At 70.9% G+C, this 14,036-nt stretch carries 14 protein-coding genes; 1 reads left to right on the top strand and 13 read right to left on the bottom strand.

The genetic code is table 11. The annotated features are described in order from the left end of the window. Window positions 1–3: 3 nt before the first annotated feature. The 10 genes from KCH48_RS23445 to KCH48_RS23400 form a co-directional block, all read right to left on the bottom strand. A complete protein-coding gene (locus KCH48_RS23445; protein ID WP_210576663.1) occupies window positions 4–939 on the bottom strand; it encodes an NAD-dependent epimerase/dehydratase family protein in 936 nt (311 codons plus the stop codon). Further along, complete coding sequence (locus tag KCH48_RS23440; protein WP_210576662.1) at window positions 932–2,395, bottom strand: UDP-glucose/GDP-mannose dehydrogenase family protein; 1,464 nt, start codon at window positions 2,393–2,395, stop codon at window positions 932–934. Before KCH48_RS23440 ends, KCH48_RS23445 begins: the two co-directional genes overlap by 8 nt. Before the next feature lie 236 nt (window positions 2,396–2,631). Continuing rightward, window positions 2,632–3,774: a GNAT family N-acetyltransferase gene (locus tag KCH48_RS23435; protein WP_210576661.1), complete on the bottom strand. Its 1,143-nt coding sequence runs from the start codon at window positions 3,772–3,774 to the stop codon at window positions 2,632–2,634. Then, window positions 3,771–4,445 (bottom strand): lipopolysaccharide biosynthesis protein, encoded by a 675-nt coding sequence (locus KCH48_RS23430; RefSeq protein WP_210576660.1) that lies wholly within the window; start codon window positions 4,443–4,445, stop codon window positions 3,771–3,773. The genes KCH48_RS23435 and KCH48_RS23430 overlap by 4 nt, the downstream gene beginning before the upstream one ends. Further along, window positions 4,442–5,590: a glycosyltransferase gene (locus KCH48_RS23425; protein WP_210576659.1), complete on the bottom strand. Its 1,149-nt coding sequence runs from the start codon at window positions 5,588–5,590 to the stop codon at window positions 4,442–4,444. Before KCH48_RS23425 ends, KCH48_RS23430 begins: the two co-directional genes overlap by 4 nt. Next, window positions 5,587–6,369, bottom strand: coding sequence for a polysaccharide deacetylase family protein (locus tag KCH48_RS23420; protein WP_210576658.1), 783 nt, complete (start codon window positions 6,367–6,369; stop codon window positions 5,587–5,589). The genes KCH48_RS23425 and KCH48_RS23420 overlap by 4 nt, the downstream gene beginning before the upstream one ends. Further along, complete coding sequence (murJ, locus tag KCH48_RS23415) at window positions 6,359–8,050, bottom strand: murein biosynthesis integral membrane protein MurJ (protein WP_210576657.1); 1,692 nt, start codon at window positions 8,048–8,050, stop codon at window positions 6,359–6,361. Before murJ ends, KCH48_RS23420 begins: the two co-directional genes overlap by 11 nt. Continuing rightward, window positions 8,047–9,390: an O-antigen ligase gene (locus tag KCH48_RS23410; protein ID WP_210576656.1), complete on the bottom strand. Its 1,344-nt coding sequence runs from the start codon at window positions 9,388–9,390 to the stop codon at window positions 8,047–8,049. The genes murJ and KCH48_RS23410 overlap by 4 nt, the downstream gene beginning before the upstream one ends. A 112-nt stretch (window positions 9,391–9,502) precedes the next feature. After that, window positions 9,503–10,513, bottom strand: a complete 1,011-nt coding sequence (locus KCH48_RS23405; RefSeq protein WP_246885749.1) for a family 16 glycosylhydrolase — start codon at window positions 10,511–10,513, stop codon at window positions 9,503–9,505. Window positions 10,514–10,668: 155 nt separating this feature from the next. Continuing rightward, complete coding sequence (locus tag KCH48_RS23400; RefSeq protein WP_210576655.1) at window positions 10,669–11,853, bottom strand: glycosyltransferase family 4 protein; 1,185 nt, start codon at window positions 11,851–11,853, stop codon at window positions 10,669–10,671. A gap of 218 nt (window positions 11,854–12,071) precedes the next feature. Here KCH48_RS23400 and KCH48_RS23395 point away from each other — a divergent pair, with 218 nt between their 5' ends. Further along, on the top strand, window positions 12,072–12,404 hold the full coding sequence (locus KCH48_RS23395; protein WP_246885748.1) for a hypothetical protein: 333 nt from the start codon (window positions 12,072–12,074) through the stop codon (window positions 12,402–12,404). 312 nt (window positions 12,405–12,716) lie between these two features. Here KCH48_RS23395 and KCH48_RS23390 read toward each other — a convergent pair whose 3' ends face one another. The 3 genes from KCH48_RS23390 to KCH48_RS23380 are packed head-to-tail and all read right to left on the bottom strand — an operon-like array spanning window position 12,717 to window position 13,798. Continuing rightward, a complete protein-coding gene (locus KCH48_RS23390; protein ID WP_210576654.1) occupies window positions 12,717–13,037 on the bottom strand; it encodes a hypothetical protein in 321 nt (106 codons plus the stop codon). A 58-nt stretch (window positions 13,038–13,095) separates the two neighbouring features. Continuing rightward, complete coding sequence (locus tag KCH48_RS23385) at window positions 13,096–13,413, bottom strand: hypothetical protein (RefSeq protein ID WP_210576653.1); 318 nt, start codon at window positions 13,411–13,413, stop codon at window positions 13,096–13,098. 58 nt (window positions 13,414–13,471) lie between these two features. Next, window positions 13,472–13,798 carry a hypothetical protein gene (locus KCH48_RS23380; protein ID WP_210576652.1) on the bottom strand — a complete coding sequence of 109 codons (327 nt, stop codon included), beginning with the start codon at window positions 13,796–13,798 and terminating at the stop codon, window positions 13,472–13,474. Between the last annotated feature and the right edge of the window lie 238 nt (window positions 13,799–14,036).

Here is a 14,036-nt window from a genome sequence, read left to right as displayed (position 1 = left end):
GCGTCACACAGGGGCGAGTCGGTCCACGCTCGCGTGAGCGCTCGCGCCCGTGCCCGCGCGGAACTCCGCGATGTAGTCGCGCAGGGCGATCCTGGGTTCCCAACCCAGCGCCCGTGCCCGGGAGTTGTCGGCCCGGCCCCGGGTCCGTTCGCCACGGCGGGCGGGTACGAACTCGATCGGCGCTCCGAACATCCGGGCCACGTCGATCACTTGGTGCTCCTCGCCCCGGCCCAGCAGATATCCGTCGCCGGACCCCTTGGCCGCGCAGAGGAGAATGCCCTCGACGATGTCGTCGACGTGCGTGAAGTCCCTGCTCTGCGTGCCGGGTTCGACCACGGTGAGGGGGCGCCCGAGGCGGTACTGCTCCTCGAAGATGCCGATGACCGTGGCGTAGGTGCCGGTCGAGATCTGGCCCGGGCCGTAGACGTTGTAGAAGTACGTGATGACGTAGTCGAGCCCGAACCAGTCGCCGTAGTTGCGCAGGTACTCGACGTTCTTCGCCTTGGTCCAGGCGTACGGGTTGAGGTGCTCGTCGCGGCCGCCGTTGCCGAACTTGGAGCTGGAGCCCGCGTAGACCAGGCGGGCCTCGTGCTCCTGGCACAGCGACACCACTTCCTTGGTGCCGAGCAGGTTGAACTCCCAGACCCGGTCGGGCTCGTCGAAGGACTGGGGGATGCGGGAGTACTCGCCGAGGTGGTGGACCGTGGCGATGCGGCCGAGGCCGTGTGCGGCCCAGATCTTGGCGATGTCGGTGGTGCAGCCTTCCAGGTACCGGACGCGGTCGTCCTGGACGTGGTTGTCGCGGCTGCCGGTGAAGTAGTTGTCGACGGAGACGATCCGGGTGCCGGGCGCCTTGGTCAGGAGCTTCCGGATCAGATGGCCGCCGATGAAGCCGGCGCCTCCGGTGACGAGGGTGAGGCCGTCGCGCTCGTCAGACATGGGCCATCTCCTCGTGGTGGGCGGACTCCAGACGGGGCTCGCCGGCGGGCGCGTGGACGGTGCCGGTGCGGCGGCGGTGTCCGATGCCGCGGCCGATGGCCCGATACGTCCAGCCGGCCTGCCGCCAGGCGGCGGCGTCGAGGCAGTTCCGCCCGTCCAGCACCCGGGGGACGGAGACGACCTTGCCCAGGACGGCGGGGTCCGCGTCCCGGAACTCGGCCCACTCCGTGAGGACACAGACCAGGTCGGCCCCGGCCCCGGCGGCCTCGAGGTCGTCCGCGTAGTCGAGCAGGGGTTCCGCGCGCCTGGCGTTGTCCGTGCCCATGGGGTCGTAGACACGCACCCGCGCCCCGGCCGCGCGGAGCGCCGAGGCGACGGCGAGGGCGGGTGAGTCGCGGACGTCGTCGGAGTCCGGTTTGAAGGTGGCGCCGAGTACGGCGACGGTGTGGCCGGTCAGATCGGGGTGCGGGTCCGCGGAGGTGCCGGCGAGCATGGTGGCGGCGAGCTCGACGGTCCTGGCCCGGCTGCGCTGGTTGATCATGTCGACCTCGTGCAGCAGGCGCGGTGCGCTCACGGCCCCGAGTTCGCCCGCCCGGTGCTGGAAGGCCCGGATGTCCTTGCCCAGACAGCCGCCGCCGAACCCGACCCCCGCCCGCAGGAAGGCCGGGCCGATCCGCGGGTCGTGGCCCAGGGCCTCGGCGAGTTCGGTGATGTCGGCGCCCGCTGTGTCGCACACCTCGGCCATGGCGTTGATGAACGAGATCTTGGTGGCGAGGAAGGAGTTGGCCGCGACCTTCACCAGCTCGGCGGTGGCGAAGTCCGTGACGAGCAGCGGTAGTTCGCGCCCTTCGTGCTCGGCGAGCCGGTAGAGGCCCTCATGGGCGGCGTGCAGCCGCGCCAGCGCGCTCTCGTCGCGTACGCCGAACACGATCCGGCTGGGACGCAGTACGTCCTCGACGGCACGTCCCTCCTGAAGGAACTCCGGGCTCCAGGACACGTCGACCGCGATGCCTTCGGGGGCGTGTTCCCGGGCCAGCCGCTCGACGTGCTCGGCGGTGCCCACGGGGACCGTCGACTTGCCGACGATGAGCGCGTCCCGGCGCAGACGGCGGGCGAGTGCGGTCACCGCGGTCTCGACGTGACCGAGGTCGGCTCCGAGGCCGTCGGGTCTTTGGGGGGTGCCGACGCAGATGAAATGGATGTCCGCGAAGTGGGCTGTCTCGTCGATGTCGGCGGTGAAGGAGAGGCGGCCGGCCCCGAGATTCCGGCGTAGCAGCGTATCCAGTCCCGGTTCATGGAACGGCAGGACGCCGGAGGCGAGCCGCGCGGCCTTCGCGATGTCGTTGTCGTAGCCGATCACGTCGTATCCGAGGTCGGCGAAACAGGCGGCGTAGGTCGCGCCGAGATATCCGGTGCCGATGAACGAGAGCCGTGGGCGTGGGGTGTCAGCGGACATCGTGGGGGATGCTCCATTTCCTGATCTCTGCTGGGATGACCGGCATTGAACTGACCGCCGCTAACTTGGTCAGGAAATTTCGGGGCGGGCGGCGAATTCATATATACACGGAAATGAAGTCTGTCCAGGTGGCCTGGCGCGACGCCGACGCATATTGTCATCCAAAAGGCCGCCCGGCCCACGCCCGGACGGCCCGCCAAGAAATGTTCAGCTGTTGTCAGGAATCCGACGCTCCGTCATGTTCCGTCGGCGCCACGGTGGTTCTCGTTGTCGGCGCCGCTCCGGGACCACACCCGACTGCGCACGATCGCCTTGGCCCGGCCGCGCGCGGCGGCCTCGCCGGCGGCCGCCGCCAGCAGCGGTGCGGTGCGGCGACGGGCCAGCAGGAGACGCTGGTTGACGACGGACTCGGGGTGCCAGCGGTACTTGTACGGCTCATTGCCGCGCAGCAGGCTCAGCACCCGGTGCTCGCGGGACGCGAGGTACTCGGCCGACGCGCGCACCACCATTGTCGCCACGTCCGCCTTGCGCTCCCGCAGCGTCGGATGGACGCCGTACAGATAGACGCCCGCCAACTGGCGGGACAGCAGCGTCAGATCGACGGCCACGACCTCGTCCTCCAGCCGGTACTCCCGCACCAGCGCCTCACCGGAGCGGGCCATGGGCACGGCCGACCGGACGAGATGGTCGAGAAAGCGCGGCCGCAGATGCTCCGGCGTCACGCCCCTGTTCTGCCACTGCAGTTGATGCAGCTCCAGCATGCGCCGCAGCGACGCCGCCGTCTCCTCGGGGCCCACGACACGTGACTCGACGCCGAGCCTGGTGAGCTTGTTCAGCTTGTTGCGGATCCGCTGGGAGCGGGTCTTCGGCAGCCGCGCGAGCAGATCGTTCATGGGAGCGGCGGGCAGTTCCAGGCACTCGGAGTCGCGCAGCCGCCGGCGCGGGCCGCCCCAGATGCCGTAGATCCGCTCCACCGCGGCACCCGGCCGCACCTCGCCGAAGTCGATCAGCGCGGTACGGGCCTCGTCGTGCAGGGCGTCCGCCAGCGCGAGTGTGGCCTGTACGACCGCGCGCTCGTCGAGGAGCACATCGCAGAAGTCGGTGATGGCGCCGCCGATCGGCACCAGCGCGGGCAACGGGTGGTGCACGCGCATCAGCGGCGCGGCGGCCACCAATGTGCCGCGCCTGCGCACCAGCACGAGCCGGAGCCGGCCCGGCCTGCCGTACGACAGCCACCACGAGTGCACCCAGGCGTGGCTCTGGAACGGCGTCGCCGCCTCAGACGCCCTGTGCAGGCGCGCCCACTCCTCGGCCAGCCCGGCGAACACGCGTTCGTCGGTGCAGATCTCCACCGACAGCGGGCCGCCGGACGCGCTCATCCGACCTGCTCCTGCGCATCACCGGCGTGGGCCGGAGCCGGCACCGACGCGTGCGCCGACTCGTCCTGGTCCGTGCTCCGCCGCGGCCGGACCAGCAGCGCCAGGCCGCCCAGCAGACCTCCCGCGCCGGCGCCCACGAGCGTGGTCAGGGCGGGGGACGCGGACGACGGCTGGGCGGGCTTCAAGGCGCGGGAGAAGCTGACCAGCTTGATGCCGGTGGTGCCGGCGGCGTGGCCGGCATGCTCGGTCAGCGAGCGGGTCACGGCGTTGGCCATGTCGGCGGCCCGCGTGGGGCGCGTGGAGGTCGCCGAGATCGAGACCATCGGCGCGTCGGGCGAGGTCTGGGCCCGTACGCTCCTGCGCAGCGTCCCGACCGGAACGTCGGCCCACATCTGCGCGTACCCGAGCACCGCGAGCTGCGTGGCGACGCGGCCGTACGCCTGCGCGAAGCCCAGCGCCGCCTGCGAGTCGACGTAGTTCTGCTTGACCGGTACGGCCATGACATAGCTGGTGGCCGTGTACTGCGGGGTCTGCGCGGTGCCGTACAGACCGCCGGCCGCGGCGCCGAGCAGTACGCCGGCCGGCAGCAGCCATCGCGCCGGCAGCCGCGTGGCGCGCGCGCGGGCTCTCAGGGCACGTCGTGCGGGCTGGGGGGAGGTGTCGGTCGTCATCGGGGCCTCACTTCCAGGGGTGCGTCGGACAGGACTGCCGAGTACAGATCCACCGTCTGCCGGGCGATGTTCTGGATGCTGTTGCGCTGGACGACATCCGGGACGGTTCGCTCACCGGGACGCGCCGCGTACAGCCGCAGCACCTCCCGCGCGTACTCCTCGACCCGGCACGGGACCTGCCGGGCGGTCGGTACCGCGTCGGGGTGCAGGTCCGAGACGGCCGGGGCGGACGTGTACAGCACCGGGAGGCCGGTCGCGAGTGCCTCCATCACGGCCATGCCGTACGTCTCGGAGGTCGACGGGGCGGCCAGCACGTCCATCGCGGACAGCAGGTCGGGCATACCGGGCGCGTCGTCCCCGACGTCCGGGACGTACGGCCGCTCACCCGTCATCACCACCCGGTCCGCGACCCCCAGTGCACGGGCGGTGTGCCGCAGCGCCGCCCTCTCGGGACCGTCACCGACCAGCAGCAGCCGTACGTCGGAGGGCAGTTGCGGCAGCGCCCCCACGAGCACCTCGAAGTGCTTGCCGGGAATCAGCCGGCCGACACCGCCGACGACGTACGCGTCCTCCGGCAGCCCGTAGTGCGTCCGGGCCTTCTTGCGGCGCACGTCGTCGAACCGGAACAGCGCCGGGTCGAAGCCGACCGGGATGACCCGGATGCGCGATGCGGGCACCCCCCACGCCCGCAGGTCCTCGGCGCCCGTCGGCGACACGGCGATCGTGACGCGGCCGAGGCGCTCGCCGAGCAGATACAGCGCGCGCACCCCGGCGGTCAGCCGTCGGCCCTCCAACTCCGTGCCGGACAGGCTGTGTTCGCTGGCCACCACCGCCCGCACCCCCGCGAGGCGCGCGGCGATCCGCCCGTACAGGCAGGCCCGGTACAGATGGGTGTGGACGATGTCGTAGCCGCCGGCCCGGATCAGCCTGACGAGACGGGGCAGGGCGCGCAGATCGCGGTTGCCGCCCATACCGAGGTGCAGGACGCGGATCCCGTCGGCCCGCAGCCCGTCGGCCACCAGGCCGGGCCGGGTCAGCGTGACCACGTCGCACTCCACCTCCGGCGGCAGATGGCGCAGGAGCTGGCGCAACTGCTGCTCGGCGCCGCCGGCCCGGAGGGCGGTGATGATGTGCAGGACTCTCATGCGCTCGTCTCCAATGCGCGGCCCCAGACACGGGCCAGCCGTCGTTTCAGTTCCAGATGCACCGCCGTGTCGGCCTGCCTGATGTTGATGCGGGGCAGCGCGAGATCGCCGGCGGCTTCCCGGCCGGGGGCGATGGCGCAGGCGTACCGGTATCCCGCGCCGCGCACGGCGGCTCTCACGCGCGCGTCGACCGTGCCGTAGGGGTAGCAGAAGCCCTCGACGTCGCCGCCGGTGATCCGGGCGAGGAGGGCGCGGCTGTCGTGGAGCTCGGCGTGCAGCAGGTCGTCCGGGAGGGCGATGAGGTCGGTGTGGGTGAGGCCGTGCGAGGCGATCTCCATGCCCTCGGCTGCGACCCGGCGAACGTCGTCCGCGTCGAGGAGCGGCTTGCGCGGTCCGTACGACTCCCAGTCGTTCCCGCCGCCGAGCCGCCCGGCGACCAGGAACACGGTGGCACTGCACCCCCGGCGGCGCAGCACGGGCAGCGCGGTGGTGAGGAAGTCGGCGTACCCGTCGTCGAAGGTGAGCCCGACCAGGCCGCGTTCCTCCCCCCGGGCCCGCGCCGTGAGCAGCTCGCGCATGCTCACCCCGCGCAGACCGCGCCCGCACAGCCAGGCGAGCTGGCGGTCGAGGCGGTCGGGCGAGACGGTGATGTGGTGCGGGTCCTCCGGGCAGTCGGAGACGGAGTGGTACATGGCCACCCAGGCGCTGGGGCCGCGCCGGACGCGTCCTCGTGCCGGCGGCGCGATCGCGTCGCGGGATGCGGAGCCGTCAACGACCATGGCGTGCCTTTCGGGTGAGGAAGCGTCGGACGGCGAGTGCGGCGACACGCGTCAGGTGCCGGGCATCCGCCGCGTCGAGGACCCACGCCAGCAGCAGGAAGACGACGGTCACACTCACGCCCCCCGCGACGACCGCGGCCGGGGGCGAGGCGAATGCCCCCGCACAGAAGAACCCCGCTCCGGCTGCGCACGCGGCGGCGACAGCAGCCTTGGCCAGTTCCACGACGAGTCCGCGAACGCGCACGGGCACGCTGTGCGAGCCCAGCCCGTGCAACAGGATCAGCCCGGTGAGAGTGATACCGGCCGCGTTGCCGAGGGCGATGCCGCGCGCGTCCCAGTGGCTCGCGCTCCATGCGTCGATACCGGCGGTGGCGACCAGGCCCACGGCCATCGCCCCCGCCGGGTACCAAGTGGCGCGCCCCGCCGAGAAGTACGACCGCAGCAGCGTCCCCACCACTGCCTGGCCGAGCAGCCCGAGCGTGTACACGCGCAGGATGCCGGCGGTCGCCGCGGTGTCCTCGGCGGTGAACGCGCCGCGCTCGAAGAGGACCTGGACGATCTGCGGCGCACAGGCCACGATCGCGGCGGCGCCCATCAACGCGATGGAGGCCACCAGGACCAGGTCCTGCTCGATACGATCCCGGGCCCGCCGCAGATCCCCCTGGGCGATGGCCTGCGCCACCACGGGATACGTCACGATCGCCAGCGTCAGCGCCAGCAGCATCGGGTACTGCCCGACCTTCTGGGCGTAGTTGAGGTGGGAGATGGAACCGCTGGGCAGCTCGGACCCGAAATAGCGCTCGACGAGGACCTGCGAGTGGCGGCACAGCGCGAAGACGAGGACCGCGCCGACGAGGGCGAGCGTGAGCGGCCGGCCGTCCTCCTCGGCCTCCGCGGACGAGGGCTGCCGGGGCCCGTCGGAGATCCTGCGCCACAGGGCGATCCCCTGGACGGTGACCATGAGGCACCCACCGAGCGCGACGCCGAACGCGGCGGACCGTACGCCCCAGCGCCCGCCGAGGGCGAACATCGTGACGATGATCGCGGAGTTGGACGCGAGGGAGATCGTCGCCGGTGCGAGGTACGAGCGGTGCGCCCGCAGCGCCGCGCTGCAGTACCCGGCCAGCCCGAAGGTCAGCACGCACGTCGCCGTCAGCCGGGTGCAGTCCACGGCGAGGGACGGATCGGGCAGACCCGGCGCGAGGACGGAGACCAGCAGCGGCGCCGCGACGATGAACAGCGCCGCCATACCGGCGAAGGCGAGGCCCAGCCGCGGCAACGACGCGGCGATCAGCGCCCGCACCGGATCGGGCGAGGTGACGCCCCGCGCCCGCTGGGCCAGCGCCACGCTGAACGCCGGGACCAGCACGATCACCATCCCGTCCTCGATCAGCAACGACCCCGCCAGCTCCGGCAGGGTCCAGGCCACCAACAGCGCGTCGGTCTCGCCGCTCGCTCCGAAGAAGTGCGCCAGCGACTGGTCCCTGGCCAGCCCGAGCAGCGAACCGAGCATGGACAGCACGGTGGTGAGCAGGGTCGCCTTCGCGAGGAAGCGCCCCGAGGGAGCCGACGCGGGCGCGGTGTCCGCGGCACGTGCGGTGGCCCGGCCTCGCGCCGGGGCGTGGTCCTGCTCGCCATCGGGAAGGCCGGCCGGAACGGAACCGGCCGGCGTGGGCCTCATCGCGGGCCCTTTTCCGACGCCGCGGTCGTGGCCGGTGCCGCGCCGCCGCCCAGCGCCCACCAGGCCGCGAGCCCGAAGTCCAGGGCCACCAGGGTGGCGGAGCCTCCGCCGATGTCGGCGTAGGTGAAGTCCACGAGCTGCCACAGGAGCAGGCCGCAGCAGATGAGCGCGCAGTCCCGGTCATGCCGTCCCGCACGGGTACGCAGCAGCCGGCGCAGCCCGCACACCAGCAGGGCCAGCCAGCTGCCCGCCACCGTCACCACACCCACCAGGCCCTGCTCGCTCAGGACCGTCAGGTACATGTTGTGCGGCGAGAAGAAGGGCTGGCGGTAGAAGTCGTGGCCGGCGCCGTCCGTGTCGGCCGCCGACTCCAGAGCGAGCGGCGCGTGGCCGTCCCGGTATTCGGGGAAGGCCTTCAACCCGACACCGGTCACCGGCTGGTCCCTCCACATGCCCAGCGCGGCCGACCACAGCGCGTACCGGTCCAGGACCGACTGGTCCGGAGCGGCGGCGACCTGCGTGATGCTGTCCAGCCGCTCCTGCAGCATCGACGTACCCACGCCGAACCCGCCGACCAGCACCACCCCCGCGGCGACCGCCGCCGCGAACACCTTCACCGCCCGCCGCACCCCGGCCAGCAGCAACTGTGCCCCGCAGGCCACGGCCGTGGCGATCCAGGCACCCCGGCTGAAGGACAGGAGGAGAGGAACGAGCAGCGCCAACGCGCACACCGTGGCCAAGACCCGCTGCCGCCGCGCCCGAGCCTCGAGCGCCAGACCCGTGGCGGCCACGATCCCGGACGCGACCACCGTCGCCATCCCCATCACTTCGGTCGGCCCGAACGTGCCCACCGCCCGCACGAATTCCCCGTCGTACGAGGCCCCCGTACCGGTCAGATACTGGCGCACCCCGACCGAGCCCTGCCACACCGCGAGACCGATCACCGCCCAGGCCACCAGCCGCAGATCACGGCGGTCGCGCACCAACAGCAGCACCGCGACCGGGACGAGCACGAACACCTGGACGCTGCGGGCCAGCCCCATGAGTCCCTCACCCGCGCTGGGCGTGACCGTCGCGGCGACCGCGAAGCCGATCACCGGAAGCCCGAGGACCACGGCGGCCGTGCGCGTCAGCGGACGCCGGGCCTGACGCGCGGTGTGTACGGCCGCCCAGAGCACCACCAGCCCGGAGGCGGCGTCGGCCGGAGTGACCCCGTACGACATGGGCGGCAACCCGATCAGCGCGATCAGCGCCACGACGGGCAGAACGGGAGCGGCCCGGCGCAGCGCCGGCAGGGGGAGGGGCAGGGGCAGCGCCCACGGTGACGCGGCTGTAGTCATGTGGGGTCGGTCTCCCTGCATGGGGGATTGTGAACCAGCACCTGTATTTATCTGAGAACTCGTCAACAGTGTCGGAACGGGCGCACCCGACACCTCGAATGGAGCACCGGCCTCATCGGAATACGCGCACATAGTCGGCGCTGAAGGTGATGGGGTCCTTCGTCTGCGGAACGGGGTGGTGCGTGCCCGAGGAAATCGAGAGATTGACGTTCAGATAGGCGGACCATTTCGGATCCACTCCGCGTCCGTCCTGGAAGACCAGAGAACCGTCGACGTACCAGTCGGCGGAACGCGTGCCCAGCAGCACCCCGACCCGCACCCAATTCCCTCTGCCCAGGGGCCTGATGACGTGGTAATTGGCCGCTTCCCGGACATGGTTCACCATTTCCAGCAGGTCCGGGGCGTCCGGATGGTATTCGAGTACGTCGATTTCGTGGCCGTCACCGATCCAGGTCCACACCGACGGCCACGCCCCGACCGCGGTGGGCAGCTTCACCCGGACCTCGATGTAGTGGCCGGGCCGCAGCCGGAACCCCTCCCGGGAACGCTCCGTCGTGATCAGCCCCGTCTCCCAGGCCCGCAGTCCGTTCTCCAGGGTCTGCCGACCGGGCCGAGCGGTGAAGACCGCCTTTCCGCCGGTGATACGCACGTTGCGGGGATTCAGCCAGTCGAGCTTGAAGTACCTCGGATTGTGGGTCCCGTATTCATAGGCCGAGCTGGCATCGCGGGTCCAGCGGCGACCCCACACGAAGGGCGAGTCGAATTCTTCCGCCCAGACGAGCTTTCGCCCCGCGGACGGATCCACGCTCCGCCCCTTGGAGACGACCCGCAACTTGCCCTTCGCGAGCGGATGGTGGCCGGTCTCGTCGTCGTAATAGGCGTACTGGGTGTACGTGCCCGCGCGGAAGGTGCGGGGCTTGGTGGTGAAGGTGAAACCGCCGGGGCAGATCCGCGCGTTCATGGCCGCACCGGGATAATCGAGCGGCTTCTCCAGCCCGTCCCGTACGGCCACGCCCACTCTCCGGACAGTGACGCATTCGGACGCCCGCAGCCTCACCGTAGCGGCGACCGCCTTACCGGGCTGGGCGCCTGACGGAGTGAGACCGTCCTGGACGACACCCACGCCTTCGGGAACGCTCCTCCCGTGTGGCGCCGTCGCATCGACGTGACACGCCAAGGACACCATTCCGGCCATCGTCAGCGCCGCGACACGGCTCGCCCTCTTCATCAGGCCGGAGCTCCTTTGTGGATGACGGGCTGTGGATGACGGGCGCGCGGTCAAGAGGTGACGGACTCCCTGCTCTGACTCGGTACGACGCACGACGTGGAGACCATGCCGAGCAGCTCCCGGTACACATCGATCACCGCATCCGTGGCATGCCGCAGGTCGTGGGCGACGAGCACATGCGCGCGGGCCTGTGCGCCCAGCGCGGTGCGCAGCGGCTCGTCCCGCAACAGCGCCGTCACGGCCCGGGCCAGCGAGTCAGGGTCCTCCGGCGGCACCAGGCAGGACGGCAGATGGCCGGGCGGAAGACTCTCGCGCGCTCCGTCCACGTTCGTGACGACGACCGGCCTGGCACACGCCATGGCCTCCAGCGGGGCGAGCCCGATGCCCGGCAAGCGTGACGGCAGGACTACGACATCGGCGGCCCGGTACCAGGCGGCGGTGTCGTCGGTCGCGCCGGCGAACTCCACCGACGCGGGCGCATCGGCACGCAGCCGCCGCGCGTCCGGACCGTCGCCGACCAGCACCAGCCGTGCGCCGGGCACCTGTCGCACCACCTCGGGCCACGCCTGCAGAAGCACGTCCTGCCCCTTCTGCCGGCACAGCCGCCCCACGCACACGACGACCGGACCCTCCCCTGACCGAGCCCGCTCTCCCTCCGGCCGGAACCGGTCGGTGTCGACACCGGTGGGGATCACCCGCCATCGCGCGGTGATGCCGTACCGCTCCCCGGCCCGCCGCTCAGCCTCGCTGACACACAGCACACGCGTAGCCCATCGCGCCCCGAACCGCTCCCAGCCCACCGCCAGTTGGGCGACGACTCCGTCCGCCCCCGCGAACGACCAGGCGTGCGGCTGAAAGACCGTCGGCATACGGCCGTGCACCGCGAGCCGCGCCGCGACCCCCGCCTTCACACTGTGCGCGTGCACCAGATCCGGCCGCACCTCGCGCAACAGCAGCGTCAACCGCCGTACCTCGTCCGGGAGCCGGTGCCCCGGCGAGCGGGTCGCGTCCCAGCGCAGCACCGTGCAGTCCAGCGCGCGCAGCCCCTCCGCCAGCGTCCCGCCCTCCGGGCACGCCACGGTCACCCGCAGCCCCGCGGCGAGCTGCGCCGCCACCAGGTCCGTCACGGCCCGCGCGATGTCGCCCTCGACGGGCTGAGTCACATGCAGGATGTGTGGCGCATACACCACGGACGGCGTCGCACGACACGGGACGGGACCCGGGGAAATACGCATGACCGAGGCTGCCCTTCCGAAGAAAGAGTTTCAATCGGCTTATTTTGATCATGGGATGAGCGACATGAGTCGCTTATCCATATGTTTCCTCGCACGGACCACCCGATCGGCAGGGGGTCTTCTCGTATGAGTTCGCGGGACTTGTCGGCCGCGGGGTTTCCCGGAAGGTCCGCTCTCGTTAGCCCAGGAGAACCGAGAAGATTTGCCAAGAAAGGCGCATGATGAAGAACCTGAAGGCTGTTGCCGTAGTGGTCGGCTCCCTCGCCCTCGCCGGCGTCACTGCGCCCGCGGTCGCGGCGGACAAGCCGGGGAACGGCCTGGTCGACAACGGGAAGACGGTCGCCCGCAGTCTCCCCGACGCCGCCAAGGCGCCGACGGGCATGGTGGGCGGCAAGGTGAAGCGCACGGCAGAGGGCGTGAAGCAGGGCGTGCAGGAGTCGGGCATGGTGAAGACCCCCGTCTTCGGCGGCACCCTGCCCAACCCGCTCGACGGCAAGCTGCTCAACGGCCTTCCGGTCGGCAAGACGGCGGCCAAGCCGGCCACCAAGTAGCCGTTCATCCCGCGCCGGGCCGGCTCCGCACTTCCCGGAGTCGGCCCTTCGGCATGTATGGGGGTTGGGCCAAACGGACGATTCAGGGTGACCGCGGGCGGCACAACTCCGTTGCACCTGGTGAATGGGCGCCCTTTCCTCCTTGTTGGCGTTCTCTCGTGACCGTGGGCCCTGTCTGTGTACTGACGCAGACAGGGCCCACGGGCTTGGGCTTGATGCGGCACTCGCCCTCGCCGTAACTCACCATCGTCATAAAAGCCGAGTGCGGTCCACCGGATTTCCGGCGGACCGCACTCGGGTGTGAAGTACTGCTCAGAACAGGAAGCCGCCGAAGTAGGGGGCGTTCTGCGACTGGTTGACCGGCGCCGTGTTGCAGGCGGCGTAGTGCGAGTTCGGCGCCGCGACGCCACCGAGGACGGCTCCGTTGGACCACGGGGCGATGCATCGGCCGTCGATGAGGGCACCGTTCACGACGGCAATACCCTGCTGAGGCTCGTTCACGACGACCGGGGCCGACGAGAAGCCGTCACCACCCTTGACCGTGGTGGTGTCGCCGTCGGCCGCGGCGGTGCCGCCGGCCGCGAGGACGAGGCCTGCCGCGAGGGCCGAAATGGCCGTAACCTTCTTACGCATGAGTTGCGCCTTTCCGGGCTGCGTGGGTTTACCTGCTCCGAATGGCTCGGAGCAGGGGTCAGAACAGCAGGCCGCCCTTGTAGGGGGCGTTCTGCGACTGGTCGATCGGGGCCGTGTTGCAGGCGGCGTAGTGCGAGTTCGGTGCGACAACGCCGCCGAGGACGGCCCCGTTCGACCACGGGGCGACGCAGCGGAGGTCGACGACGGTGCCGTTGACGACGGCAACGCCTTGCTGAGGGGCGTTCACGACGACCGGGGACGTCGAGAAGCCGTCACCACCTTCGACCTCCGTACAGTTGCAGGCCGCGGCGGTGCCGCCGGCCGCGAGGACGATGCCTGCCGCGAGGGCGGAAATGGCCGTAACCTTGTTACGCATGAGTTGCGCCTTTCCGGGCTGCGTGGGTTTACCTGCTCTGAATTGCTCGGAGCAGGGGTCAGAACAGCAGGCCGCCCTTGTAGGGGGCGTTCTGCGACTGGTCGACCGGCGCCGTGTTGCAGGCGGCGTAGTGCGAGTTCGGTGGGACGACGCCGCCGAGGACGGCTCCGTTGGACCACGGGGCAATGCAGCGGCCGTCGACGACCGTGCCGTTGACGACGAGAACGCCTTGCTGAGGCGCGTTCACGACGACCGGGGACGTCGAGAAGCCGCCACCGCCCTTGACGGTGGTGTTGTTGCCGCCACCGTCAGCGGCGGCAATGCCGGCGCTGCCGACAACGGTGCTGAGGGCGAGGGCCGTGATGACCGCGAACTTCTTGGACAACGTGATTTCCTTCCCTGAATTCACGGTTGCGCACGCTTACGTACCAGGAAACCCATATAACTGTGCATAAGTCACGGTGGGAACATTCAAACGCGGGCAGATTCCATCGGATGGCGCAACCACGGGCAGCGTGGAATCCGCGCGGTGTTCCAGGAAATGCATGGAAGCCGACGTGCGTCCGGCCCACCGGCAGGGTGAGGGCCGGTGGGCCGGACAGATGATTCGCGGGTGCCAGTGG

It is taken from the genome of Streptomyces sp. GESEQ-4 (assembly GCF_017948455.1).
GTDB lineage: Bacteria > Actinomycetota > Actinomycetes > Streptomycetales > Streptomycetaceae > Streptomyces.
Note: the sequence above shows the minus strand (reverse complement) of the source record. Positions and strands in the feature narration are given on the sequence as shown.